The 26,206-nt window shown below is 43.9% G+C and carries 26 protein-coding genes; 5 read left to right on the forward strand and 21 right to left on the reverse strand.

From position 1 onward, the window contains the following. Positions 1-11 precede the first annotated feature (11 nt). The 7 genes from CSHOW_RS05965 to rpmH form a co-directional block, all read right to left on the reverse strand. Positions 12-698, reverse strand: coding sequence for a DUF8095 domain-containing protein (locus tag CSHOW_RS05965; RefSeq protein ID WP_002946851.1), 687 nt, complete (start codon positions 696-698; stop codon positions 12-14). Positions 699-780: 82 nt separating this feature from the next. Beyond that, the gene (gene mnmE, locus CSHOW_RS05970; protein ID WP_002946846.1) at positions 781-2,100 is read right to left on the reverse strand and encodes a tRNA uridine-5-carboxymethylaminomethyl(34) synthesis GTPase MnmE; all 1,320 of its coding nucleotides are present in this window, start codon (positions 2,098-2,100) and stop codon (positions 781-783) included. Further along, a complete protein-coding gene (locus tag CSHOW_RS05975) occupies positions 2,097-3,239 on the reverse strand; it encodes a Jag N-terminal domain-containing protein (RefSeq protein WP_002946845.1) in 1,143 nt (380 codons plus the stop codon). Before CSHOW_RS05975 ends, mnmE begins: the two co-directional genes overlap by 4 nt. Continuing rightward, a complete protein-coding gene (gene yidC / locus CSHOW_RS05980) occupies positions 3,239-4,789 on the reverse strand; it encodes a membrane protein insertase YidC (protein WP_039895096.1) in 1,551 nt (516 codons plus the stop codon). The genes CSHOW_RS05975 and yidC overlap by 1 nt, the downstream gene beginning before the upstream one ends. 11 nt (positions 4,790-4,800) lie before the next feature. After that, positions 4,801-5,142: a membrane protein insertion efficiency factor YidD gene (yidD, locus tag CSHOW_RS05985; RefSeq protein WP_002946838.1), complete on the reverse strand. Its 342-nt coding sequence runs from the start codon at positions 5,140-5,142 to the stop codon at positions 4,801-4,803. Positions 5,143-5,144: 2 nt separating this feature from the next. Next, complete coding sequence (gene rnpA / locus CSHOW_RS05990; RefSeq protein WP_415874023.1) at positions 5,145-5,489, reverse strand: ribonuclease P protein component; 345 nt, start codon at positions 5,487-5,489, stop codon at positions 5,145-5,147. After that, positions 5,477-5,611 carry a 50S ribosomal protein L34 gene (gene rpmH, locus CSHOW_RS05995; RefSeq protein WP_002946826.1) on the reverse strand — a complete coding sequence of 45 codons (135 nt, stop codon included), beginning with the start codon at positions 5,609-5,611 and terminating at the stop codon, positions 5,477-5,479. The genes rnpA and rpmH overlap by 13 nt, the downstream gene beginning before the upstream one ends. 135 nt (positions 5,612-5,746) lie before the next feature. Between rpmH and CSHOW_RS06000 the strand changes: the two genes are divergently transcribed. Genes CSHOW_RS06000 through CSHOW_RS06010 form a run of 3 tightly spaced genes read left to right on the forward strand, consistent with a single transcriptional unit; the run spans position 5,747 to position 8,088 of the window. Further along, positions 5,747-6,223 carry a GNAT family N-acetyltransferase gene (locus CSHOW_RS06000; protein ID WP_002946825.1) on the forward strand — a complete coding sequence of 159 codons (477 nt, stop codon included), beginning with the start codon at positions 5,747-5,749 and terminating at the stop codon, positions 6,221-6,223. 39 nt (positions 6,224-6,262) lie between these two features. Next, on the forward strand, positions 6,263-6,892 hold the full coding sequence (locus CSHOW_RS06005; RefSeq protein WP_002946824.1) for a uracil-DNA glycosylase: 630 nt from the start codon (positions 6,263-6,265) through the stop codon (positions 6,890-6,892). After that, on the forward strand, positions 6,889-8,088 hold the full coding sequence (locus tag CSHOW_RS06010; protein ID WP_002946822.1) for a hypothetical protein: 1,200 nt from the start codon (positions 6,889-6,891) through the stop codon (positions 8,086-8,088). The genes CSHOW_RS06005 and CSHOW_RS06010 overlap by 4 nt, the downstream gene beginning before the upstream one ends. On the opposite strand, the gene CSHOW_RS06015 is transcribed toward CSHOW_RS06010, so the two are convergent. The 13 genes from CSHOW_RS06015 to CSHOW_RS06075 form a co-directional block, all read right to left on the reverse strand. Further along, positions 8,076-8,474, reverse strand: coding sequence for a YbgC/FadM family acyl-CoA thioesterase (locus CSHOW_RS06015; RefSeq protein ID WP_002946821.1), 399 nt, complete (start codon positions 8,472-8,474; stop codon positions 8,076-8,078). The genes CSHOW_RS06010 and CSHOW_RS06015 overlap by 13 nt on opposite strands. Positions 8,475-8,559: 85 nt before the next feature. After that, the gene (locus tag CSHOW_RS06020; RefSeq protein ID WP_100066920.1) at positions 8,560-10,407 is read right to left on the reverse strand and encodes a response regulator; all 1,848 of its coding nucleotides are present in this window, start codon (positions 10,405-10,407) and stop codon (positions 8,560-8,562) included. Between the two features lie 11 nt (positions 10,408-10,418). After that, complete coding sequence (locus tag CSHOW_RS06025) at positions 10,419-11,519, reverse strand: hypothetical protein (RefSeq protein ID WP_002946819.1); 1,101 nt, start codon at positions 11,517-11,519, stop codon at positions 10,419-10,421. 10 nt (positions 11,520-11,529) lie between these two features. Continuing rightward, entirely contained in the window at positions 11,530-12,711 is a 1,182-nt protein-coding gene (locus CSHOW_RS06030; protein WP_002946818.1) for a Cj0814 family flagellar-dependent secreted protein, read from the reverse strand. A 275-nt stretch (positions 12,712-12,986) separates the two neighbouring features. Then, positions 12,987-13,514 (reverse strand): threonine/serine exporter family protein, encoded by a 528-nt coding sequence (locus CSHOW_RS06035; protein WP_002946811.1) that lies wholly within the window; start codon positions 13,512-13,514, stop codon positions 12,987-12,989. Continuing rightward, on the reverse strand, positions 13,507-14,289 hold the full coding sequence (locus CSHOW_RS06040) for a threonine/serine exporter family protein (protein ID WP_002946810.1): 783 nt from the start codon (positions 14,287-14,289) through the stop codon (positions 13,507-13,509). The genes CSHOW_RS06035 and CSHOW_RS06040 overlap by 8 nt, the downstream gene beginning before the upstream one ends. Then, a complete protein-coding gene (locus tag CSHOW_RS06045; protein WP_002946809.1) occupies positions 14,286-14,753 on the reverse strand; it encodes a DUF4149 domain-containing protein in 468 nt (155 codons plus the stop codon). Before CSHOW_RS06045 ends, CSHOW_RS06040 begins: the two co-directional genes overlap by 4 nt. Before the next feature lie 155 nt (positions 14,754-14,908). After that, a complete protein-coding gene (gene prmC, locus CSHOW_RS06050) occupies positions 14,909-15,742 on the reverse strand; it encodes a peptide chain release factor N(5)-glutamine methyltransferase (protein ID WP_002946806.1) in 834 nt (277 codons plus the stop codon). Beyond that, positions 15,732-16,934, reverse strand: coding sequence for a M48 family metallopeptidase (locus CSHOW_RS06055; RefSeq protein ID WP_002946805.1), 1,203 nt, complete (start codon positions 16,932-16,934; stop codon positions 15,732-15,734). The genes prmC and CSHOW_RS06055 overlap by 11 nt, the downstream gene beginning before the upstream one ends. Before the next feature lie 8 nt (positions 16,935-16,942). Further along, positions 16,943-18,073, reverse strand: a complete 1,131-nt coding sequence (locus tag CSHOW_RS06060; protein ID WP_002946803.1) for a hypothetical protein — start codon at positions 18,071-18,073, stop codon at positions 16,943-16,945. Between the two features lie 5 nt (positions 18,074-18,078). Beyond that, positions 18,079-19,440, reverse strand: coding sequence for a sodium-dependent transporter (locus CSHOW_RS06065; RefSeq protein WP_002946802.1), 1,362 nt, complete (start codon positions 19,438-19,440; stop codon positions 18,079-18,081). 169 nt (positions 19,441-19,609) lie between these two features. After that, positions 19,610-21,550, reverse strand: coding sequence for a BCCT family transporter (locus CSHOW_RS06070; protein WP_002946801.1), 1,941 nt, complete (start codon positions 21,548-21,550; stop codon positions 19,610-19,612). 141 nt (positions 21,551-21,691) lie between these two features. Further along, positions 21,692-23,161: a DKNYY domain-containing protein gene (locus CSHOW_RS06075; protein ID WP_002946795.1), complete on the reverse strand. Its 1,470-nt coding sequence runs from the start codon at positions 23,159-23,161 to the stop codon at positions 21,692-21,694. Between the two features lie 390 nt (positions 23,162-23,551). Between CSHOW_RS06075 and CSHOW_RS06080 the strand changes: the two genes are divergently transcribed. Together CSHOW_RS06080 and CSHOW_RS06085 are read left to right on the forward strand one after the other, a co-directional pair. Continuing rightward, positions 23,552-24,988 (forward strand): catalase, encoded by a 1,437-nt coding sequence (locus CSHOW_RS06080; protein ID WP_002946793.1) that lies wholly within the window; start codon positions 23,552-23,554, stop codon positions 24,986-24,988. Further along, positions 24,985-25,473, forward strand: coding sequence for an ankyrin repeat domain-containing protein (locus CSHOW_RS06085; protein ID WP_002946792.1), 489 nt, complete (start codon positions 24,985-24,987; stop codon positions 25,471-25,473). Before CSHOW_RS06080 ends, CSHOW_RS06085 begins: the two co-directional genes overlap by 4 nt. Positions 25,474-25,657: 184 nt before the next feature. Here CSHOW_RS06085 and CSHOW_RS06090 read toward each other — a convergent pair whose 3' ends face one another. Further along, positions 25,658-26,098: a hypothetical protein gene (locus tag CSHOW_RS06090; RefSeq protein ID WP_002946791.1), complete on the reverse strand. Its 441-nt coding sequence runs from the start codon at positions 26,096-26,098 to the stop codon at positions 25,658-25,660. Positions 26,099-26,206 lie beyond the last annotated feature (108 nt).

Raw genomic sequence — 26,206 nt, forward strand, 5'->3', positions numbered from 1 at the left:
GATAAAAGTGATCAGTTTTTAGGCGCAGCACAAACGATGTTTGATAGGATTCGCTCCTGTTTTTTAGCGTCGGCGTCTATGACTTTACTCCTAAATTCCGCAGATCGAGCCCGCGTTTGCGTGCTGGCTAGCTTGCCGTCGCTAACGAAAAATTTAAAGTCTAGATTTTTGATCTCGGCGCTTTTGCCTTTTTTCACTCCGATATCCATCAGGGTCGCGAAAAATTCGCTATTGTCGGGGTTTTCTTTATCGTAATAATTAGTAATGGCATGAGCTTTTACCGTCTTGCCCGCCGCAAAACTCTCACACACGGCGCCCGAGTCCGCGCTAAAAACTACGCTCTCCAATATGCCGCCGCCAAACTGATAAAACTTGACCTTTTTAGCATTTCTTAGAGTCGCAAGCTCGTTTTTATCGCGCATATTTATGTACTGGTAGCCAAATTTTTCCTTATCGTTAAGCTCCAAGACTATAAACGAAACCCCGTTTTGCGCGTACATATCGCCAAGCTTCAGGTTTTGACCGTCTTTTTTTATGGGTGCCATACCGATGATATCGCCGTTTTTTTGCGCGTAAATTGCGCTCAAATTTTCTGAGAAAAATGCGACATCGCCGACGGTGCCGTCATTTTCTAGATATTTGATCCAGTCCGGTTCAGGCGATACTACGCTAGCAGTTAGATGATCCTGCGAAGGCATGCAACCGCCTAACAACGCAGCTAGAGCAGCTATAGATAAGATTTTTTCACTATTTTTTTCCTTTTTTACGGAGTAAATTTCGTTATTTGCCGAGGCAAAAGTTGCTAAACATTTCGTCTAAAATTTCACTTCTCTCAAACGGCTTCGTGATTGACGAGATTTGCTCTATTGCCGTGTTTAGCTCATAAGCAAAAAGCTCAAGCTCGGACCCCGCTAGCAAATTTAACGCTCTTTTTATCGCCTCGCTCGCTGCCTCGCAGCTTGAAATTTGACGAGTGGAATTTAGTAGTATCTCGCTCGTCTCCTGCGCGTCGAGATAGGTTTTTAGATTGCTTATTATCTCGTCCGTTCCTTGCTTTGCGCAGATTTTTATCGGATTTTCGGGGCTTATAAATTTAACGCCGAGGTCGCATTTATTTAGAACGTAAAAAATCTTTTTTTGCGACCTTTTTAAAAGCTCCAGGATCTCGTTATCCTGCTCGTCGGCCTCCTGCGATGCGTCAAAAATAGCCAGGATGACGTCGGCCTCCTTGATAGCTCGTAGCGAATACGAAATGCCGATCTGCTCGATCTTGCCCGCGTTTTTGCGGATGCCTGCCGTGTCGATGATGCGCACGAGGTGAGTGCCGATTTTTAGGGCTTCTTCGATACTGTCTCTAGTCGTGCCCGCTTCGTCGCTGATGATCGCACGCTCGTAGGATAAAAGCGAGTTTAAGATCGAGCTTTTGCCGACGTTTGGCTTGCCTACTATAGCTATTTTAAAGCCCTCGAGCAGCCCTTTTCTACTCTGACTTATGGCGACGATTTTATCTAGTTTGGCGCTGTTTTGCTTTAGCATTTGGCTAATGCTCTCTAGCAAGTCGGCGGGCAGATCATCGTCGGCGTAGTCGATGCTAGTCTCCACAAATGCCAGAGTTTTTACGAGTTCGGAGCGGATTTCATTCGCAAATTTAGCCAGATCGCCTCTCATCGTGCGAGCGATGATTTTGACGCTATCCTCGCTTTTTGCGTTTATGAGCGAGTTTATCGCCTCGATCTTGCTAAAATCCATCTTGCCGTTTATGAGTGCTCGCTTGCTAAACTCTCCTGCGCGCGCGAGTCTAGCGCCGTTTTTTATAAGCTCGCCCAAGATCAAATTTGCCACCACTAGTCCGCCGTGGAGCTGAAACTCCACCACGTCCTCGCCCGTGAAGCTGTGTGGGGCCTTAAAGTAAATAAGCAAGGCTTCGTCGATGAGCTCGCCTTCGGCGTAAATTTTAGTTAGAGTAGCATAACGCGGGATAAGAGAGGTGATTTTGGTGAGTTTTAGGGCCAGGCCAAGGGCGCCTGAGCCACTTAGCCTGATGATGGAGATCGAGCCTACGCCGTGTGCGGTGGCGACGGCGGCTATGGTCTCGTTCATTTTTTGATAAAGTCGTTCACGACTACGAACTGCCCGTCGCTATTTGACTTTACGCTTACATATTTGTCGGGGAATTTTTCGCGCAGCTTTTCAAGAGCGATCTTAACCAAAACGCCGTCTAAAGACTTGGTTTTAGCCTTGCCCGTTTCCTCCACGCGCTCGATTATTCCCTTTAGATACTGATCGATCGCGGCTTCTTGATTTTGCAAAAACTGAGCGATCTCAAGGCGCACCGCAAGGCCGTATTTCGAGCTGATCCAGTTATAGAGCAGATATGAGATCGCCTTGTAGCGATAGCCCTCCTTGCCGATGAGTAGCGCCGCATCCTCGCCGTCAAGCTCGACTATCACGGTCTCGTCGTCAAATTTACGCACGTCTATCTTGTTTATAGTAAAGAAATTTCCGCCAAAAAGCTTCTCTACGCCCTGCTTTATCTCAGGCAATACTTTATCGATGTCGGCTTTTGGTTTTTGATCTTTTTGTTTTTGAGCCTGCGCTCGATCGGCTCGGGAGTCTTGTTTTTCTTTTTTAGCTAAATTTGGCGCGGCTTGCGTCAAATTTGCCTCGCCAGTGGAAACTTGCGAGCCCAAATTTTCGCTAGCTGCGGTTTTTTCATCGCCTTCGTAAAAGTCGTTTTTGTTAAAGGTATCGATGATCGAGTGATCGAGGATACTTTTGCCGCTATCTTTTTTAGATTGTTCTTTTTTGTGCTGCTCTTTTTCTTTTACCTGGGGCTCTTTTTGCGGTTGTGCTTCTTCGACTTTAGGCTCGTTTGTCGCACACATTTCGTTTTGCTTTGACGCATGATTTTTGTGATGTTCGTGGCGATTTTTATGATTTTTTTTCTTTTCGCTTTTGTGATTTTGCTCTTCGCCGGAGCTCTCTTTTTTCTTAAATTCCTTCTTTTTCTCGCCGCCGTTTTCTTTATGACCGTTTTCGCGAGCGGCTTGAGGGGCTTTTTTTGCTTCCTTGTGCGCGCCCTCTTTTACTGCCTCGATGATCGCCGTTTTTTTGAAAAAACCCAAAAAACCGGAGTTCGGATTTTGTAAAATTTTGATATCAAGCTCCGTGACAGAGCAGTTTAGCTCCTCGGCGGCCTTTTGAAAAGCCTCTTGTAAATTTTCGGCTTCTATTCGCATTAGGCCTTTACCTCCGCTTTTTTATGCTTTTCAAAGAGCTTGTTTACGAAAACTTGCTGGATGACCGAACAAACGTTGTTTACAAACCAGTAAAGCGTAAGTCCCGCAGGGAAAGTCACGAAGAAAAACGTAAAGATAAGCGGTAAAAATTTCATTATCTTTTCTTGCATCGGGTCGCTAAACGTGGTCGGCGTGAGCTTTTGCTGAAGAAACATTGTCGCACCCATCAAAATAGGCAGTACAAAATACGGATCCATCACCGAAAGGTCGTGTATCCAGAGTATCCACGGCGCCGCTTTTAGCTCGATCGCGTTTAGTAGTACGCGGTAAATCGCAAAGAAAATCGGAATCTGCATAAGTATCGGCAAGCAGCCGCCCATAGGATTCGCGCCGTTTTTCTTATATAGCTCCATCATGTGCATATTTAGCTTTTGCGGATCGCCTTTGTATTTGGCTTGCAGCTCTTTTACCTTCGGCGCTAGATCTTTGAGCTTATTCATTGATAACATACCCTTGTAAGTGAACCAGGAAAGCGCAATCCTAACAGTCAGCGTTAGTACGACGATCGCCCAGCCCCAGTTACCGATGTAACCGTAAAGCCAATTTAAAAACGCAAACATCGGTTTTGCGATAAAGGTAAACCAGCCGTACTCTATGACGTCCACGAGCTCCTCGTTTATCTGGCTTAAAGTCGCGTGGTCTTTAGCGCCAATGTAGCCTTTGGCTTTAAAATTTTGCTCGCCTTTTACGAATATCACCGCATTGCCCGCGCCGTCTTTTGAAACTACGGGATTTAAAAGTCCGTCAAATTTAAAAAATAAAGCCGTGTAGTATCTGTCGCTAGCCGCGGCTATGTTTACGTTATTAAAGCTCTCGGTCGCGTCTACGTCGCCGTCCTCGATGATAGTTAGCTTGCCATCATTATGCTTAAGTAGCGCACCGTGGACGGTGTAGCTGTCGATAGCGACGCTTGGACGAAAGCCTGGAGTCACGTAGTATTCGCCCGCGCTCACGCTAAGGTCTAGATCATAGCTTCCGTTTGGATAAAACGTGATTTTCTTGGTTACGCTAGAGCCTTCCAAATTTTGCGTTAAAACTATGCTTTTTGGCTCGCTGGCCAAATTTATCTCGCCAACGTCGCTCGTGTAAGCCACTTTAAAAGCTTGCTCATTTAAAGCTTTGTCGCTAAAGCGTACTTCAAGCGGTAGCGGCTGAGCGCCTGCTAGCTCGATGCGATTGCCTTCAGCGTTTTTATATTTTTCGTCGTTTAGATAAAATTTAGAAATTCTGCCTAGCTCGTCGATACGCGCCTCAAAGTGCTCGCCCTTTATCACGGCGATCTCGCGACTTTGCGTAGTTACAGCCTGCGGAGCGCCAGTAGCCGATGCGGTATTTGCGCTCGGAGCGGCGTTTGCTTGGCTTGATTGCTGCACAGCTACGGTTTGGTTTTGATCTGTCGGCAAATTTTTAGGAATAAAAAAATAATCGTAAGCGATAAAAAAGATAAAAGATAAAACGGTCGCTAATAACACGCGTTTTTGAACTGACATATTGTCTAACACTATTTTTCCTTTTGAAAGTCTAAATTTTTAATAACATAGAATTTATTTTTTTTATACGGGACGAACCAAAATGCGATATGTGATTTTAAATTTTGATTGGATATAAAAAAAGAGTTGAAATTTTTACTGATGACGGGGTAGTCGATGCCGCCCTTAAAGAGTTGATTACAGCGTAGAATTCTAAAAATAACCGCAAAGAGCGCCGAGAAAAAGCCGTTAAATTTGAACTGCCAAACGGCAAATTCCGAGCATGAGGGATAGTATCTGCAAGACTTCGGAGTAAATTTGGAGATATAATCTTGATATGCTTTTATCAAAAATAAAATAGCTTGTTTTATCATTTTCATATGCCTGATTTTATACATCCGAGTTTTTTCATAGCCCAAGAGATATTTTTTTTGAGCTTTAAAAACGAGCTTTTCTCTAGCCCGTTTTTAACGACTATCACGTAAATGCCGTCCGCAAGCTCATTTGAAATCTCGACGACGACCGCTCGCAAAAGTCTTTTACATCGGTTGCGAACGACGGCTTTGCCTACCTTTTTGCTAGCTACGACGGCTAATTTGTTTTCATTGCAAGGCTTAAAAAAGACTATCGCCTCCTCGCAGTGCCATTTGATGGCCTCTTTGTAGACGCTTGAAAACTCCTTTTGGCTGCTTATAGGGCTAAATTTGCTTAAACGGCCAATCTTGCTCTGCCTTTTGCGCGTCTTGCGTTTAGCACTTTGCGGCCGTTTTTAGTTTTCATGCGGACGCGAAACCCATGAGTGCGTTTTCTAGGGGTTTTATGAGGTTGGTATGTTCTTTTCATAAATTTTTCCTTATGGTGATTTTGATATAAGTCGGTGATTTTATCAACAAATCGCTTAAAATCCTTTTAATAAATTTTTAAACTTCGTTTTAAAATAATAAAAATATAATCGCTTATTAAAATTTAGGAGCAAATTTGCCTTACGTTATTAGAAAAGCATCCAGAGCCGACGTCCCGGCCGTTTGCGAGCTGGTTAAAGAGCTGGCCGCGTACGAAAAAATGTGCGATGAAGTAAAATTTACGCCCGAAATTTTTGCGGAGTCTGTTTTTGAGAAAGACTATGCCAGGATTTTAGTCTGCGAAAGCGAGGGCAAAATCGTCGCCTACGCGATATATTTTTACACCTTTTCCACGTTTTTGGGACTTGGCGGGATGTATTTGGAGGATTTGTACGTCCAAAAAGAGTATCGCAACAAAGGCATAGGAAAAGAGTTTTTTAGGCATCTAGCTCAAATTTGCAAGGATGAAAATCTGCAACGCCTCGAGTGGGCGTGCCTGCACTGGAACGAGCCCGGCATCAAATTTTACGAAAAAATGGGCGCGAAAAACCAGTCCGAGCAGTGGCGAAACTACCGCCTGAACGGCGAAAATTTAAGCAAACTCGCGCTTTGATTTATCTGTTTTTAACGCCCTTTTGGATATTATCGCGCGATGAGTTACGCAAACGAAATTTTAAGAGAACTTTACTATCTTAGGGCGTTCGGATATAAGTTTGCCGATTTTTCGCCTTCGCTCGCGGCCTTGCCGAGAAGTCTTGCTGAGCTAAACGCAAGCATCAAAGAGTGCAATCTATGCGACCTTTGCAAGAGCGCAAATCACGCTCTAACGGGCCTTGGCGATAAAAGCGCCAAAGTAGTTTTCGTATTTGACGCGCCAAACACCGCCGAGGATGCGAGCGGAGAGTTTCTAGCCGGCGACGATAAATTTTTGCAAAATTTAAACGAGCTAGCGGGGCTTAAAAAGGACGAAATTTACGTCACGAGCCTGCTAAAATGCAAACCCGCCGCCAAAGTTCCGACAAACGCTTACGAGCTTTGCGAGCCGTATTTTAGCGCGGAAGCCCGCCTAGTCGCGCCAAAGCTCATCGTAGCGCTTGGCGAAGAGGTTTTTTACAAAATGATAAAACAAAGCGCGCAAAGCTTTGAAACCATAAGGGGAAACATAATGAAATTTAAGCACTCGGCCTTGCTGGCGACCTATTCGCCGACCGTCGTAGCGAAAAATCCAAGTAAAAAAGAGCTGTTTTTCAGCGATCTAAAAAAGATAAAAGAGTACCTATGAGAAAAATTTTAACCGTTTTATTGATCTGTTCAGCGCTATTTGCCAGGAGCGACAAACCCTCCGATATCCCACCTGCGAGCGAAATTTATATAAATTTAGAACCCGTTAAATGCAGCGACGCATGTTTACTAGAACTCGTTAGAGAAGGTCTTTTGCACAGTTTTTTAGCTCGCTATGAAGGTAGCTCCAATCAAGAAATTTTACAAGCCTTTAACGCACTAAACGGCTCATACGTAAACGCCGGCACCGAGAGCCTGACGCCAAGCTCAAACGCCGAATTTAAGATCGCCGTCATCATCCCGCAAGATAGCATAAAAAGCTACGCCGGCGTCGTTTCAAACGCGGTTATCGCCTACGCCATAAGGCAAAATGCCGCCATCGACGTTAAATTTTACAACATCGGCAACGAAGCCCCAAGCGCTATCGACGGCGCTATATCTCGCGCTAGAGGCGAAAACATCGCATATATCATCGCGCCGTTTACGCCTGTGGGCGCAAAATATCTAAACGAGGTTTTAGATCCGTCCATGACGGCTTTTGTGCCGACTCTGCACATCTCTAGCGTTGATTCGCCGCAGGAGAATCTGATATTTGGCGGTATAGACTACAAAGGGCAGGTTGAAAAGCTGCTAAATTTCTCAAACGGCCAAGTCGCGGCGTTTTCTGACGGCAGCGCGCTAGGAGCGGCGCTAAATCGCTATGCGGACGAGCTTAGCGGCGGGCTAGCCTACGAAAACGAGATCGAAAGCGGCGCGACCGATCTAAAGCCGATGCTATCTGGCAACTCAAGGCTAAGCGGCGCGACCGTTTTCCTAAACGTTCCGCTAGTAAAAGCTTCGATGGTGAGCTCCCAAATGCGCCTTTACGACGTCAAATTTAACGCCCTTTTAAGCACGCAGATCAACTATGCGCCGAGCATCTTTAAACTCATGCAACCGCAAGATAGAGAAAAGCTCTACATAGCAAACTCGATCTCCAAAACTGACGGCGCGCTGGACTCAAACAACGAAATTTTGGGGCAAAATTTAAACTTTAACTGGGTTGGTTACTCCGCTAGCGCCGGGCTTGACTACATCTACGCGACCTACCTAAACCGCGGCGCGCAGAGGCTTTTTAGCGAGAGCGTCGAGGACTCGCAGGTCATATACGATACAAAGGTTTTAAAAGCCGGCGAATACGGCTTTTACGAGCAATAAGAGGAGAGAAAATCCACTATCTCCTCGCTCATCTTAGCGGGCTTCATGTTGCTAACAAACGCAACCTCGACGTCCGCTTCAAAGACGAGCTCAGGCTGGCATTCGCCGCTTAAATTTGCGATTTTATAAATTTTCTGATTTATGAGTGCGGAGGCTTTTTTTAGGTTCGTCACGCTCGTTTTTACCTCGAGCAGATCGCCAAGAACGGCCGGTTTTTTAAATTTCGCCCGAATCTCGCTCACGACGAAATGCCCGTCCTTGCTAAAAGGCTTAACATTTGAGCCGAAAAACATCTCACTGCGCGCCCTTTCGCAGTATTTTATATAGTTTGCGTGATAGACTATACCACCCGCGTCGGTATCTTCGTAGTAGATTCGTATTTTCATCGCTTGCCTTTATGCTTAAAGTCTCACGAATTTTACCCGTTTTTCTTAAAAGATTGATTATAAAAGCGTCGCCGTCAAAATTTAATCACGCTCTTAAGTCAAGCTTTCTGTAAAATTTACCCCTCTTGCTTACTTCTATACCATCGCCAAGCTCGTTATTTAAAAACGAAATATTGTATAGATCCTTCGCCGTTAAGGTTTTATTATCCCCCAGATATATCAAAAACTGTTTTCCATGCTTAGTAGAAAAGGATTTTATAGCGCTAGCTCCTATTTCCTGGAGCGTCTTATATTTACCGTCGGTATCTAGGATGCCTATATTATTAAAGCTTATAGAGCCAAGCTCGATGTCGCTCATGGCTTTAGTTTCTAAATTTAGGCTTGCCCTTCTGGTTTTATCTCCTAAAAGCTTACCAGTATCTGAGTATAGCTCTGTTACCTCTATCTCTCTACCGCTATCAAATTTTAAGGTTATAGATCCGTTATCGTTTAGCTTCATAGCTATTACGCTATCGCTGTCGCTCATCATTAAGGCCGCTTTATTCGGGTTAGCCTCAAAGGCTCTTTTTACTTTCTCTAAGTTTTCTGGGCTAAATTCTAGCCTTGTAGCCTTTTGGAATTCATTTTCCATGGCGATCATGTATGACGACTTGCTACCGTTTAGCCTGCTTATATATTCGTCCGCATTTTCTACGTTATACTCTTTTAGATTTTTTGATAGCCACTCTACGTCTTTTGCATGGGCGGTGGATTCTTTTTCGTAGTCTCTATAAAATTTCATAAAACTATCTCTTTGATAGTTTTCATACGAGAAGTCGTCGCTCGTCTTTTTGCTTGATATGATCGGATTAAATTCACTAAGCTTAAGGTTGCCGTCAAATCCAGCCTTAGCGTAAGCAAAGTTGTTAAATAGGCTATTTTTATTAAATACGTTATTGTTTCTTAGGTCTACCCAGCCGTCTTTATCGGCGTATGCATCAAAGAAGTTCTTAATACTATCAGTTTCCGCCTTTTTGTATCTGCTTTCTGGTGCAAATACGGTGTATGGGTTTTCCTTGTAGTAAAAAATGCGATTATCGATCTTTGAGATGTCGATTTGAGTCTTGCCTTTTTCTTTCAGTTTAGCATTTAGATCCTCTATTTGCTTCCGCCTATGGTTTATATCTATATCTTTTTTAATAAACTGCGTCAGATCTATACCGCTGGTTACGTCGCTTAAATTTGCTATCTTTTCGTTGCCGTCCTTATCGTATCCTCTGACCTTGAGCTTTGAGAATAGCTTGTCGGAGCTATTTAAAATTCCGTCGCCGTTGCTATCAAAGTTAAAAAGTATTGCATTTGAGCTAAATTTGCCGATACCTAGCTTGTCGTTATCGCCGTATAGATCTAAAAATACCTCTACGTCGCCGTATTTAGTTTTTAGTATATTTTCGCTTGCATAGTCGTTTAGATTGCTTCTGTCTTGACTTAGGATGGTATTTGATTTGCTGCCTTTAAAATATCCGCCGCCGGCAAATTCTTCTATTACGGGCGCCCCGGAATCTGGCAAACCGATAGAAAAACAATATCCGTTATTCACCTGCGGTCCTTGAAATCCATTATATCCGTCTTGAGTAACCCTATCCGAGTTGTCCATATTGGACCACATAGGCAGACTTGCCCTATGAGCGCTTGATCCTCCAAACCCGGTAGAATATCCATTTACATTATCAGTTCCGCCTTTATATAGATAGGCTTGCGAATTTTGCATTAGTATATCGTTGGCCGTTTCTAAAAGATCGTATTGCCTACTGATATATTCATCCTTACTTATTGCCTCATTGCCCACCTTGACTAGCTCTTGTCCGGCGAGTCTAGATGCAGAAGCTTGCATTTGGCCTTGTCTTAATAATGATAAATTTACGTCATAGCCGTTTCTTAACAGAATATCCATTTAAATTCCTTTTATGCTTTTACATCAAATTTACCTAGCTTTGCTAGTTGATTTAAAATTTCAGTTATATCCGTCCCCTTTTCTCGTTCAGCTGTCAAGAAATTCTCGAAAAACTCGCGCTTTATATCCTTATAAACATAGGTTTGGCTTTTGCTAACGGCTTGGATAGGTTTAAATTTATTCTCTTCGGGCGTTTCTTTAGGAGTTTGATCGCTTACTGCACTTTCTTTTAGAGCTATATTTTGCAGCACATCTCCGATACTCTCGCCTTTGTTAAACGCATCTTTTAAGAAATTTAAAAACTCTTTTTTAGTTGCTTCGTCTGCGTAACTTACTCTTTTTTCAAGCGACTGATTAAGAGACCTTAGTCTGACTTTTTCGGGCGTTTGATCAAAATTTAGCTTTCCATCCTTGAGTGAGATCTTGACGCTTGCGTGATCTCCCAGTATCTTTTCGGCGGCAAATTCGAGCCATTTATCTTTAAATTTATCTATGTCCATATCGGAGTCGAGCAAGTCGGTGACCTCTCGCAGCATAACAAATCCCGGCATAAATCCGGTTCCTACGCCACCCAAATCCGTGCGAACATCGTCAACGTTTAAGTTTTTATATCCAGCTAGCCCCTCGTTCGCCGCTAAAGCTTTAGTACTGTCTATAAATTTTTTTAGCTCGGTAGCTTTTTCTTTGTCGATACTGGGATCAAGTCCGTTTATTTTGCCCCAGACGCTGATTTTATCGTCCTTAGTGTAGCCGCTTAGCGAAAATATCCTCCTTATGGCTACCGGCTCGTTTGGATTTAGACCAAGCTCTTTACGCCAGCTATCTTCAAACTTTTCAAACCCCATTTTTATTCCCAGCCATTTGCTTAAGTTTTTACCCGTTAGCTTCCCTGGATCGACATTTTCCGCCCAAATTTTGAGCTGATCTCGGTCTAGTTTTTCTGGATCAAGAGCGTCATAATCAATATGTGCTGTTAAATTCGGCTGTGCGATCGTCAAATTTAAAGCTTGATTTGCCGTCTCTTTTTCCTCATGCGTCTTTAAATTTTGCCCATGAGAGCTACTAAAATCATAATTTACGTTTGCGTTAAGTCCGTTTACGCCGCTTATCATATTAATCCTTTTAAGCCTTTATATCCACGCTCTTAGCGCTAAATTTCATCATCGTCTCAAGTTCTTCTAAATTTTTTCTAGTATTTTGCTTTAGCTCTTTGTTGTATTTTCTGTTTTTACCCAGCATCTTTTGCGTTCGCTTTTCTTGCTCGATTAGCTTTTCTAGGCGTTTTTGCGCCTCTTTCATATCCTCTTGCATTATCTCAAAGAGGCTTTTTGATTCTTTGCCGTCGTCACTGACGTTTATCTCACCGACAAATTTTAAACTCCTTGCAAAATCTACGAAATCTTTTAAATCTTGAGGCAATGAATCCACTAAAGATTGCGAGTATTTATCGTATTTATGTCCATGCAAGTCGGTAAAGGCTTTAATTTTTGCTTGGTACTCTTGTGAGGATATGTTTTTATCTAGCCCGTTAATCTTGCCGTGATAGGTGGTTTCACCTTCTATGGCGTGACTATTTTTGTTTAAAATGCCGACCAAAAGCCCGCCTTTGGTTATATTGCCGTCTTTATCGGTATATTTGTCTTTTGTAGTATCAAAATACATACCACTGTTTATATCCTCTTTGCCGCCACTGTTGCTGTTTAATATGTCGGTAGATGGTTTTAAGCTCTTATGCTCTGAGTAGTAACCTATAGTGGAGCTATTATAAAAAGTAGTCGTTATGCTAGTTCGTTCATTTCTTTGAAAGCTACTATCGGCTCCCATATAGTCTGATATTTTGCTATGAAGCTTTAATACCTTGAGCGTTTTATTATCGTATTCGTATCCTTGAGGCAATTTGGCAAGGTCTTCTTTGTTAAAACTTTCTTTGGAATTTAAAACGTCCTCACCGACTACTTGGGAGAGAATTTTATATGCATTGCCGACTGTTTTGGCTATATCTATGTTTTTAAAATCGGCTTTTAAAATGCCCGAGTTAGTATTTACGTTCACGAGCGATTTTAAGGTATCTGAGTGGATTTTGTAATCCTTTGGGATACCTGCGGCTTCGTTAAATTCGGACGTAAAATATCCGTTCTCATCGACTTTATAGCCTAAAACTTCGTTAAATTTGTGCTCGACCGTATCCGGCTGCGAGATTTCATTTTGTTTTAAAATCTCAGTTTTTGAGCCATGCTTAACATTTACGTTTAGGGAAAAACTTTGTCTAGAAAAAGCGGAATAGTTGTTAAGAGCGTTTATCATATTAATCCTTTAAAACGAGTTTTAAACTATATCGGTAAATTTGAGAAAAAATTTAGGGTAAAGATAAGAAAGGCTATCAAATTTAACCCCGTTTCAAGAGCTAAATTTTATCCAAATTTGACGGATTGCTAAATTTTAACAAATAATTAGCGGAAGTATTTTAAGATAGATTTAAATGCTGCGACGAAAATTTTATCCCAAGACTGGCATGTAGTCTATCACAGGGCAAAATTTTCTAGCTCATTTAAAGACGCTTAAAAGATATCGCACAAATTTTACTTTTCGCTGGACTTTTTTGTCGCCAGATCGCATTTGGCGCCGCGAGTAATCATCAAGGACTGATCGTAAAATAAAATAAGCACCACAGAAACACCCACGCCAAGAGCTAGCGAGACCGTCGTAGTCGTGATCGCGTTATCGAAAAATATGATTAGGTATTCATTTTTCTTAGCGATATCAGGCTCGTTTAAAAATGAAAATAGCGCCAAAATGCCTTTATACGCGTAAACTCCGGGCACCATCGGCAAAAGCGCGGGAAACGCGATGATCTCGGCCGGCACTTTGAGCCGTTTGGCAAAGAGCATACCTAAAATTCCGCTTAAAAAAGAGACTATGAGAGTGGCGACGCTGATGTTAAAAAATCCCATCTGCATGATCCAAAAGCGGCTGGCGTGCGCAAATGCCGCAAGTAGCGCGCAAAATGCGAGAGTCCTTTTAGGCGGAGAGCTAGCATAGGCAAAGCCAAGCCCCGCCACCGCCGCAAAAGCGCCGTCTATGAGCGTATCGGTCAAAAGCTCAAACATGTAAAATCTCCGCGCTGCTAAGCGAGAGCGTGATATAGACACCCACTGCGATGCAAAGTATCAAGATGCCCGTACTCACGGCTCTGCTGATGCCCACTAGCGTGTTGTCATTTATGATATCAAAGACCGAGTTTATGAGAAAAACGCCCGGCATCAAAAAGAGTATCGACGAGCCGATCGCGACGTCGCTAGTGTGCGTAAAGCCGTAAAATACGCCAAGATAGGCGATAAAAGAGACCACGAACGAGACCAAAACGTACTGGATTTTTAAATTTACGCCCATTTTAGCAAGCGCAAATTTGAGGCTATAGCCAACGAGCGTCGCGAAAAATACGCATACGACCGAGCCCATATCGCCGCCAAAAAGCTTGCAAAAAGCCGCATTTGCAAGGCTGATCAAAATAAGCGAGCTAGCAAATTTATTTGCGCCTATGCGCATGACGCCATCAAACTGCTCTTTGGCCTCGTCTAGGCTCAAATTTTCATCCAAGATCCGCCAGCTAAGCGACGAAAGCTCGGAAATGCGGTTAAAGCTCACCTGCCCTAGCGGGATCTTTTTCACGTAGGTTCGGCGCAGGGAGTTGTCGGCCGAGTCCATGACGCTAATGGTAAAATACTTCACGAAAATCGTCACGCTAACGTCGTAGCCGTAGCGCCTAGCCACGCGGTCTACGCACTTTTCGACGCGCGCGGTATAGGTGCCAGCACTCACCATCGCGCTCGTGTAGTCAGAGAGAAAATCAGTTAAAATTTGGATGTCTGGCTTCGCGCTCATTTTTGGGCGGTTTTAAATTTGATAAAAAACAAAGCAAGCTGCGCAAACAGCATCAGCTTCATCGTCCACTCGCTAGCCGCGTGCATCTGAGCAAACTCGGCCGTCTGCGTCGCCGCCTCGCCCGCAGCCTGCGCGTCCATGACGAAAGGCGTGAAGTAAAACACAAACGAGAGCGCGAGGGCTAAATTTATCGCGCAGAGCATACCCATGCTAAATTTAGCAGCGAATTTGACGCTGGATCTAAACGAAACAAGCTCAAAAAGCCCGATCAGGACGCTAACGGCTAGCAAGGCGTAGTTAAATTTAACAAATATCGTAGCCATCAGTTTGCCGCTTTGAAACTGCGTGAGTACGCCCTCGCCAAGTATGCTCTGCGGATAAAAAATCGTCGGCGCAACCAGAGCGCCCAGGGTTAGCTCCGCGCCGATGAGCGCGCCAAGAAGTAAAAAATAAACGCTTTTCATGATTTTCCTTTTTTTGATTTACTGCACGCATTTTAGGGTTAGGGCGTTTAAATTTGGCTAAATTTGAGTTAGAGGGACGTAAATTTGCTAGCCCAAAATTTGACGCAAGCTCGGTCAAATTTGGTTTATCGCAAAAGCCCAAACCGCGCGTAAATTTAAAAATTCACAAATATATTTTTAGCGACGAATCCGCGGTCAAATCCGGCTAAATCCCTATAAAACTCCGCCTCAAAGCCATTAAATTTAAGCGCGTTTTGCATGCTTTCTCGCTGATCGTAGCCCATCTCGCAGGCTAGGTATTTTACGCCGCGATTTTTAGCGACGAGGACTATGTTTTTTAAGATCTCGTCGCCAGCCGCGCCGCCAAACAGCGCCTCGTGCGGCTCGTTTAGCACGAATTTATCAAGCTCGTAGTCCCGCGCGATATAAGGCGGGTTTGAAACTAGCAGATCAAACCGTCCGTAAATTTGATCCAGATACGCGCATTTTACGAACTTAATCCTACCCTCTACGCCAAATTTCGCGGCGTTCTCGCGAGCTAAATTTAACGCATCGTCGCTGATATCTGAGGCTATGATTTTGGCGTTTGAGTTTAGAGCGAGGCAGATGCTGATTATCCCGCTTCCGGTTCCGATCTCGGCTACTAGGGGCGGTTCGTTTCTCGCTGGTAAATTTGATAAGATCTCGAGCGATTTTTCGACTAAAATTTCAGTCTCCGGGCGCGGGATCAAGACGCCCTTTTTTACGTTAAATGTAAGTCCGTAAAAGCCCGCCTCGCCCGTGATATATTCTAGCGGCTCGTAGTTTTCATACCTTTTAACTAGGGCAAAATAGCCGCTCTCATCAAATTCTTTTTTTTGATTTAAAAATATCCATTCAATGCTTACATCAAGATAGTTCATAAGCAAAATTTTAGCCACTCTGCTTGGATTTTGGCAAAGTGAGCTTAGTCTTAAACTAGCCTCTTTAAGAGCCTCTTCAATTTTCATTTTCTAGCTCGTTTATACGCTCAAAGAGGCTTGGGTGCGAATGATAGACGAACGCATAGAGCTGATGAGCCTTCGGGAAGGCCTTGTTTTCGCTGCCTAGCTTTTTTAGCGCGCTTATCATGTCGGCTTTGTTTGAGACCTCGCCAGCGAATCTATCGGCGCCAAATTCGTTCGCGCGGCTAAAATACGAGCTCACCGGCGAAAATAAAAATCCGAAAATCGGCGAAAAAAGCAGCAAAAATACGATCGTTCCGCCGCCTCCGCTATGAAGCCCAAGCGCTTGATACGCCGCGTCGGGGATGTTGCCGAATATAAAAAACATCGCAAAAAGCATAATCGCGCTTAGGGCGATCATTTTTAGGATATCTTTGTGCTTAAAGTGCCCGAGTTCATGCCCCAAAACGGCGATTATCTCGGCAAGACTTAGTTTTTTAACTAGCGTGTCGAAAAGCACCACGCGCTTAGTCGCGCCAAGGCCGCCAAAATAGGCGTTTAGACGGTTATCGCGCTTACTGGCGTCTATCGTAAAAACGCCGCTACTTTTAAACCCGCACTGCGCTAAAAGCCCTTCTATACGGCTTTTTAGCTCGCCCTCTTCTAGCGGCTGCATTTTGTTAAAGATAGGCGCGATGAGCGTCGGATAGATGAGATTTATCACGAGCGCGACGCCAAAGCTCAGCAAAAACGCCCAAAACCACCAAAAATCGCCCAAAAATCTAATGCAAAGCAGCACCAGCCATACAAACAGCGTGCCAAACACTAGCGTTAGCGCGAGCGTTTTAAGTAGATCAAGCGCGAAAATTTTGGGCGTTACGTTTGAAAAGCCGAGCTTTTTATCTTTGACGAAGGTTTCATAGATATTTAGCGGTAGCTCCAGTAGCGACGATATGATCAAAAAGCTCATCACAAAGATGATATGATCTCTCAGTTCTCCCGTTTTATAGGCGCTTTCATACATCTCGCCAAGCCCCCAACACGTCCACATCACAAATATCGCGGCGTGATAAAAAAGGCTTGCTATCTCAAATTTTTGATTCGTTATCGCTGCGGCGGCGGCGGTTTCGTATTCATTCTGCTCTAGCACGACGGCAGGCTTTTTAGCCTCTGCGCGGATGAAGTTTATCTGTAAAATCGCCAAAGCCGCCTTTACAGCAACGTAAAAAAAGTAAACCCCAAGCAAAAAATAAAACATATCTTTCCTTAAATTTTATAAAGGCTAAAGCAGCCGTAGTCGGTGCGCACGGCTAAAAATTCCTCGCCGTTTATGCGCTCAAATTTCGCTTCGCAGCGCTTCACGACGTGCGAGAGCTCAAAGCTAAGACGCAAATTTCCGCTTTTTAGATCGATGATGCGGGCTTTGTCGTAGCCAACTAGCGCAAGCCGCAAACCGTCCGCGCTAATGCAAAGCTCGTCTGCCTCGGCGTATTCGCCCTGCAACCACGCGGGCTTAAGTCGTTCGCCGCTTGTAGCATCGAGGCAAACTAACTTGCCTGCGTAGCGCTCCTTGCCTAACACCGAACCGTCCGCCAAAAAGCAAATTTTATCAAAAATGCCAAAATCGCCTCTGATCTCGCTTAAAACTTCTCCGTTTAGCGTGCTTAAAATTTTAATCTCGTTTTGCTTGCAATGAAGCGCTAGCCGCATGCCATCATTGTTAAGAGCGGCGCACAAGATCGGCATGTAGCTTTTCATTTCGGATTTGTATTCGGCCAGAGGCGAAATCTCGCCGCCGCGCAGAGTAAAAATTTGACCGAACATCGCAAACGCCGCCGTATCTTTCGCAGAGCAAACAAAACTCGTAAATTCTTTGCTATTTTTAAAGCTTAACCATTGAGAGAGATCGCTAAATTCGCCGCTCGCCGGGTCAAATTTAAAGATAAAGTGATCCAGATCCAAAAGCAAAATTTCGCCCGTGCGCTCCGCCTGCCATGCAAGCGGCTTTGGCAGGACGATCTGCTGCTTTACGGCGCCGCTTACGTCCAGCCTGATGAGAAAATCATCCAGCGCGCCGTCCTCTTTGTAGCCGCCGCATTTATAGACGAAAAGCTCACCTTTCGCGCCCGCAAAGGCGAGCGCGCCCGTGTATCCGCCGCCGATGTAGACGTGCAAACTCGCTTCGCCCGCTTTCGCGCCCGCGTTTTGTAGGACATAGCCTTTTTTCAGACTTTCCCACTCCTTTTTCGCGCAGGCTTTTTGCGCCTCGTCTATGCTAGCAAACTCCTTTTGCGTCTGCCTGGTTTTGCCGTTTTTGACGCTCTCACTGAGTAAAATTTGATCCTCTACGCGCAAATTTAAGCGATCGCCGTTAGCTAAATTTACGAGATTTGCCATCAAATTTACTTTAAAAAGTTATCGTAAAATGAGCTAATAAAAAGCACCAAAATGATAAACGGAACGACAAATTTGATATACCAAAACCAGATATTTACGAGTTTTGCGTATTTTTCGCTGCCCTGCATTATCTCGCGTTTGGCTTCGTCTTTTAGCACCCAGCCCACAAATATCGCGCATCCTAGCGAGGTCAGCACGAAAAATATCGTAGCGCTGATGGCGTCGTATGCGTCAAATATATTTTTACCAAAAATTTTAACGTCCGCAAGCAGGTTCGTAGCCATCAAGGACGGCAAATTTCCAAATATAAATATCGTGCCAAGCACAAGTAAGATCGCGCTTTTGCGTTTTATTTTAAATTTCTCCTGAAGGGTCGTGATGATAACCTCGTAGATCGGTAACGAGGTCGTGAGCGCGGCAATCATCAGTAGTGCAAAAAACGCCACCGCAAAGAATCCGCCAAAAGGCATATGCGAAAAAACGATCGGCAAGCTCTTAAACACGAGGCTTGGGCCGCTATCCGGCGAGACGCCATAGCTAAAGAGCGACGGAAATATCATAAAGCCCGCAAGCACGGCGATGACAGTATTTAGAATGCCCGTGATGATCGAGATTTTAACCAGCCCTTCATCTTTTTTAACAAAGCTTGAAAGCGTGATCATCACGCCAAAACCAAGCGAAAGCGCGAAAAATACCTGTCCCAAAACATCGACGAAAAGCTTGATACTTATCTTTGAAAAATCGGGCGTGAGATAAAATTTAACCCCCTGCGCCACGCCATCTAAGGTCAAGTTTTTTACGATCATAACGATCATCAGCACGAAAAGTAGCGGCATGAGATACTTCGCCGAGCGCTCGATGCCGCCGACCGCGCCCTGCACCAAGATCGCGTAGTTTACGAGTACGAACACGAGCGTCGCAAAGCTGATAGCTAGCGGATCGCTCACGATATTTTGCTCATAAAACGCGCTCGTAACCTCAAAACTAAGCACCTGCGAGAGATCAAGCATGCCAAATGCGATCTGCGCGATATAGTTTAGCACCCAGCCGCCGATGACCATGTAATAAGCCATGATGCCAAATGCGCCAAGCAGCCCCATCCAGCCCACGATTTTCCACGCGGGATTTATATTTTTACCGCCGAATGCATCCACGGCGTTGCATTTTAGGCGTCTACCGATCGCATTTTCAGCCAAAATCATCGGTATACCGATCACGATCATCGCGATACAAAACACGAGTACGTAGGCTCCGCCGCCGTTTTGCCCGACTAGATACGGGAAACGCCACGTCGCGCCAAAGCCCACGGTAGCACCCGCAACCGCCAAAATATACGTTACCTTCGAACTCCAAGTTTTTCTATCCATCTGTATACCTTTGTGAAAAAGAGAGATTATATAAAAATTTTATTTAAAGTTTTTAGAAGCATCTTTGAAATTTAAAACAAATCTGGATTAAAATCGGTAAATATTATTAGAAAAAGGCTGCTTGGCATAAATTTAAAGGCGTAAATTTATGCAAATTTACGCCAAATTATTATTTTCTAACGACATGTAAAAACTGCATATGTTTGCGGTATTGCTCGATTACGTCATTTATCAGCGTGGCCTCGCTCCAACCAAGCACGTCGTAGTCTTGACCGCCCTCTTTTAGATATACCTCGGCTCTGTAATAAAGATCGTCGCCCTCAAGCTCTCTAGTGTAGTCTGGGCTCTGGCTTTTGGTGAGATAGACGCCATATCTAAAGTCCATCTCGTCGCCAAGTCCGACATTTAAATTTACAAAATTTTCACCATTTGTGACCTTTGCTTCAAGGCCGTTTTTGGCAAATTCCTCTTTTAGCTCGTTAAACGCTTTTAGTACAACCTCGTTTAAAAATTTCTTGCCATCTTTCTTGCCTGGCAGCGTAATGATCGCACTTAGGCGCTCTTGCCACGGCTTTGAAAGATCACTAATAGGCATGTTATTAAAGTTATTTGTCTCTTTTTTGGTTACATCCACGCGCAGCGCCTTAAATAGCCCGTAAATGGCGCCAAGTAGCACGATAGCAAACGGTAACGCCGTAGTGATCGTGAGAGCTTGAAGCGAGCCAAGACCGCCGGCTAGCATCAAAAATGCCGCTACGACGCCCACTGTAACGCCCCAAAAGACCTTTTGCCAAACCGGCGTATCGTCCTTACCATTTGAGCAAAGCATGTTCATAACTATCGCCGCTGAGTCGGCCGAAGTGACGAAAAATATGACGATCATAAAGACCGCGATCGTGCTTAGCACGCCTGAAAAGCTAAATTTTTCTAAAAACATAAAAAGCGCCGAAGCCGAGTCAGAATTTACCGTGGTCGCTAGCTCGCTAAAGCCATTTTGAACAAGCGCAATCGCCGAGTTGCCAAAAAAGCTCATCCAAGCAAAGGTAAAACCCGTCGGCACTAAAAGCACGCCGATCACAAATTCTCTTATCGTCCTGCCCTTTGAAATTTTGGCGATAAACAGCCCCACAAACGGCGACCAAGATAGCCACCAAGCCCAGTATAGCAGCGTCCAACCGCCAAGCCAGCTCTCGTTTTGCCTCTCGTAGGCGTAGAGGTTAAAGGTGTTTGAAATAAGCGTCGATACGTAGTCGCCGCTGTTTTGCACAAACGACTTTAAAAGCTGTGTCGTATCGCCCAAAAATAGTATCAAAAACATAAAACATATAGCTAGCGCGATATTTGAGTTTGATAAAATTTTAATCCCCTTATCAACGCCGCTTGCCGCCGAGATGGTCGCTGCAAAACAAAGCACTATTAGAAGCGTAATATGCATGGTCGGCAGGCCAAAAACGTGCGTAAGGCCGGCATTTACCTGAAGTACGCCGTATCCTAGCGAGGTCGCTACGCCAAAAAGCGTCGCTACGACGGCAAATGTGTCGATGGCGTTGCCGATCTTGCCGTAAATTTTATCGCCGATTATCGGATAAAACGCCGATCTAAGCGTGAGCGGCAAGCCGTGTCTATACGAGAAAAAGGCGAGAATTAACGCCACGATAGCATAGACCGACCATGCGCCCATACCCCAGTGAAAGAAGGTGATATTCATCGCAAGCTTTTGCGCTGCGATAGTTTGCGCGTCGCCGAGCGGCGGATTTAGATAGTGCATGAGCGGCTCGGCCACGCCAAAAAACACAAGTCCAATGCCCATGCCGGCGGCAAAAAGCATAGAAAACCACGAGATATTTTTGTGCTCCGGCTTTACGTGATCGGCTCCTAGTTTGATCTCGCCAAGCTTGCTAAAGCCAAGGATAATGATGCTTAGAAGTATGACGGCGACGGTCAGGATGTAAAACCAGCCAAATTTGGCCGCGATGTAGTTTTGCATACCTTTAAAAAACTCATTTGAGAAATTTGGAAATATTGCTGCAAATGCCGTTATTAAAAATATAACAACAAGCGATGGGATAAATACCGAATTGTTAAATTTCGACTTTTGAAATTTGATCATTTTTCTCCTTTTTTGTAAATTTCATCTTCCTTTTAAAATAACAAAAAAGAGTAAATAGGTCAAATTTACTCCTTAAGTTTTTGGCTAAATTTAAGGAGTAAACCACTGCAAAAAGGCGTTTTGAAAAAATTTACATCAAATTTATATGTAGTCTCTTTTTGCGCTTCTAGCTTTTGTCACTCCAAAAATGACCGCAACGATAAAAGCGATGCCAAATGTGATATAAAGTATGATGGTCGGCTTTTCTACCTCGATGCGAGATATCGCCACCTCCTCGCCGCTAGCAGGCACGAGCGCGCCGGTTTTTATCATCTCGTAGATATCCTTTGCCTCCAACTCTTTGCCCTGAAAGTGCGGCGGTCTGGTTAAAATTTCAACCGCTCTAAGATCAGCTATCTCGTAAATGCCATCTTTTGCGTAAAATCTGTCATAGTAGCTGCTAACAAAATAGCTCTTTTTATCGTCCGCAAAGACCGTGCCATACTCGCCGCCCTTTACGAGGCCGACTTGACGAAGTGCGGCTTTGCTAGTTAGCCTATAAAGCCCGACCAAACGCGCGCTAACTTGCCTACCGTGTCTAGAGTGCTGCCACTCCTCACTATTTTGCAAGAAGTAGATGCTCTCATCATCAGCAAAGAGATCGGAGTAAAATCTGTAAATTTTGCCTTTGGGCTTAAAATTTGAGATCTTTTCAAGCCCCGGTTTACTCTTGTCCCAAAAATAAACTCCATCTTTACCAACAAAAATAGGCCAAAAGATATACGAGTCGCCCTCGTTAAAAATAGGCGTAAACGGCATCGCCTGCTCGCTAAATTTATGCCCATTGGCAAAAATCGCGCCCGTCTTTGGCTCAAAAAGATAGCGCGTTTCTTGATAAGGATCGGTCGCTATCTCTCTCATCTCCTCCGTGTAGCTCACGTCAAGCTTTACCCCGTCTAAAAAGACGCTCCTACCGTCTGTGAAATAATCGCTTTTTTGACCGTTTAGAGTCTTGATAAATTGTAACCCCTTAGGGTCGGCATCTAGCTTTTCGCCCATGTAGTAGAGCGTACTACCGTCTTTTGCAAAGCCCGTGTCAAAAATAGGCTCTAAATTTACGCTACCGACTCGTACGTTTTTATAAAAATAAGAGCTATCCTCGTAGCTTTTTATAAAAAGATTAGCAACGCTTTTCATAACGGCGACAAACTCGTTAAATCCCGGCTGTTTCTCGCCTTTTGGGCTACAAAAGTAGCTTGTTTTGCCATCGGTTAGATAGCCGTTGCCAAGTAGGTGAGTGCTTTTAGGATCGAGCCCTTGCAAGATCTTTGTTGAGCAGTAGACGTTGTTTTTATCGGCCGCCACGTTTGAGTAGTAGTAATGATGGGGTAAATTTAAGACGCGAAAGCTATCTTTATCCGCGCCCTTTAGCAAATACCTGCCGCTGTGTGCGATAGCAGCGTAAATTTCGCCATCAGGCGAGCGGTAAAAGTTGCTCTTGTCGATATTTTTAAATTTGTCTTGAGTTGCAGCCGCGTAGTAGAAAAAAGCGAGTATCAACTCTGGTATTATCAAGGCCAAAATGATCGCTATGATCCATATTTTTTTATTTTTTACCATAATATTTCTCATATCTCTTTACCCTCCCAACAAGAGGCGATAAGCCCGATAGCTAGCAAGATCACCCAAAACAGCTAATTGCCTTCGCTACGGGCTAGCCATCAACCTGCACAATAGCGCTGCTATGTATACTTTTAAAATCACTAGGATTAAATTTAGACTTTTGTGATTTTATCATATTTCTTTTTTGCCGATATCTATAAGCCTCTCTCAACCTATCCAAAAAAGCGAATAAGTCAAATTTTAAAATATTGAATAGCAAATTTATCGCCAAAATGCAGTTAATTTTTCAATATCCGTAATTTTATAAATTTTTCTACTAATAATTTTTATTATTTAAGAAAAATTTTATTCTAAATAAGTATAATTCCGAAATAATAATTTTTATTAGAAAGGGAAAATATGAAAAAACTAACCACCACTTCAGGCAATCCGATAGCCGACAATCAAAACTCGCTTACTGCGGGCAGCCGCGGCGGCATAATGCTGCAAGATTATCAACTACTTGAAAAACTAGCCCACCAAAACAGAGAACGCATCCCGGAAAGAGCTGTCCATGCAAAAGGTAGCGCTGCGTACGGTACGCTAGAGATCACGCACGATATCTCGCGCTATACGAAAGCAAGTGTCTTGCAAAAAGGCGAGAAAACAAGACTGTTTCTGAGATTTTCTACCGTAGCCGGAGAGGCCGGAGCGGCCGATGCCGAGCGCGATGTAAGGGGCTTTGCGATTAAATTTTACACAAAAGAGGGCAACTGGGACTTAGTCGGAAACAACACTCCGATTTTTTTCATCAAAGACCCGTATAAATTCCCAGATTTCATCCATACTCAAAAACGCGACCCGCGCACGCATCTACGCTCAAACGAAGCCGCTTGGGATTTTTGGAGCTTAAGCCCTGAAACTATGCACCAAGTTACGATTTTAATGAGCGACCGCGGCATACCTGCTAGCTACCGCCATATGCATGGATTTGGCAGCCACACCTATAGCTTTATAAATGACAAAAATGAGAGATTTTGGGTCAAATTTCACTTCAAAACTCGTCAAGGCATTAAAAATTTAACCAACGATGAAGCCGCGCAAATAATCGCAAAAGACAGGGAGAGCAACCAAAGAGACCTCTTTGAAAGCATAGAAAAAGGAGATTTTCCAAGTTGGGATTTTAAAATCCAAATAATGACCCAAGATCAAGCAAAAAGCGTCAAATTTAACCCGTTTGATCTAACCAAAACATGGTCGCATAAGGAATTTCCGCTTATCGACGTTGGCGTCATGACGCTAAATGAAAACCCTAAAAATTACTTTAACGAAGTAGAGCAAGCCGCATTTAGTCCGTCAAATATAGTCCCTGGTATCAGCTTTAGCCCCGATAAAATGCTTCAAGCCAGAATCTTTAGCTATCCAGACGCTCAAAGATACCGCATAGGCACGCACTACGCGCAGCTAAGCGTAAATCGTCCGATAAGCGAAATAAACACCTACGTCGTGGGCGGTGCGATGAATAACGGAATGTATGAACTCGACGACAAGGCCTACTATGAGCCAAACAGCTTTGGCGGCGGCAAAGAAGATAGAAGCCTGCTAGAGCCTGATATAAATTTAGAAGGCGCAATGCAAAGATACGACCATAGAGCCGAGGATCAGGATTATTACTCGCAACCTAGAGCGCTTTTTGCACTAATGAACGATAGCCAAAAATCACAGCTTTTTAGCAATATCGCAGAGAGCATGGCTGGTGTGAGCGAAGCGATAAAAGAGCGCGCGATAGGGCATTTTGAGCAAATCTCGCCAGAGTACGCAAACGGCGTCAAAGCAGCGCTAAAGGCTAAAATTTGACAAATTTAACGCAGGCTGAAGAGCAAAGATATAGCGAACTTTGCGCCATGGCGCTTGATTTTGCCAGACAAGACGAAGCAGACGAGCTAGAAAAGATGATAAAGGCGGGGCTTAGCGTAAATTTAAAATCAGCCAAAGGCGATACGCTTTTGATGCTGGCTAGTTATAACAATGCTCTAAATACCGTAAATATGCTGCTCTCAAACGGCGCTAGAGTAGATGAACGCAACGATCGCGGGCAAACTCCGCTTGCGGGCGCTGCGTTTAAGGGGCACTTAGATGTAGTAAAAGCGTTAGCTAACGCCGGAGCCGATATCGAAGCAAATAATGGACTAGGCATGACGCCATGCACCTTTGCGGTGATGTTTGGTAGAAGCGAGACCGCAAAATTTTTACTTAGCAAACGTAAAAAAGAAAATATATTTCAAAAACTAGCGGTTAAGTTTTTAGAAATTTTTAGCAACAAGAGTGCAAAAATCGCCTAAATTTGACTTATTTACAACCTTCTAAACTCCGCCTGATTTGAGGCAGGGTTTAGAAACTTTAACACAGGCAACTAAAGATAGGAAACGGTAGCGTATTTTGCAAATTTGCACAATTTAAGCACCCCGAGCAAGGCTGGCTTGCGGCGATTACGCAAGCTTGTAAAGGGTAAATTTAGCGGCTCCGTTAGTCCAAAACGCCAAATTCTACGTATCCCTCCATCGCGACGAGTAAAATCCAGCCCGCCTCGGAAGCGTAAAAATAGTGATGTTCGGGGATATTTTCTACCATAAATTTTAAAAAATCGTAAAAATACTCGGGCGCAAATTTGACTTCGGCATTAGTCAGATTGTCGCCGATGTAGCTTATATCTGCGCTTAAAATTTTACTTTGGATGTTTGGATTTGAGCTTATAAAATTTTTGATATCGGTAAAATTTTTGTAATCAGCCGTTTTGTAGTCTTTTAAATTTTGCAAAACCGGCTTTGAGCCGATAAAAGTAAAATTTCGCTCTATAAACTCCGCTCCGTCGTCGCTAATACGCCACTTTTGGCCCAAATTTGACAAAAAAGCGAGCATCTCATCACCCACTGAAATAAAATTTGAAACGGGATTTTTCGGACTCATTTGTCTCCTTTTGCGAGATTGCCGTAAATTTTATAAAAACGTAAATTTTAGCAAGCCACTCGTATGTTTATTTTGTAAATTTCAAGTGCAAAGCTTGCGGCAAAGAAT

It is taken from the genome of Campylobacter showae, assembly GCF_004803815.1.
Lineage (GTDB): Bacteria > Campylobacterota > Campylobacteria > Campylobacterales > Campylobacteraceae > Campylobacter_A > Campylobacter_A showae.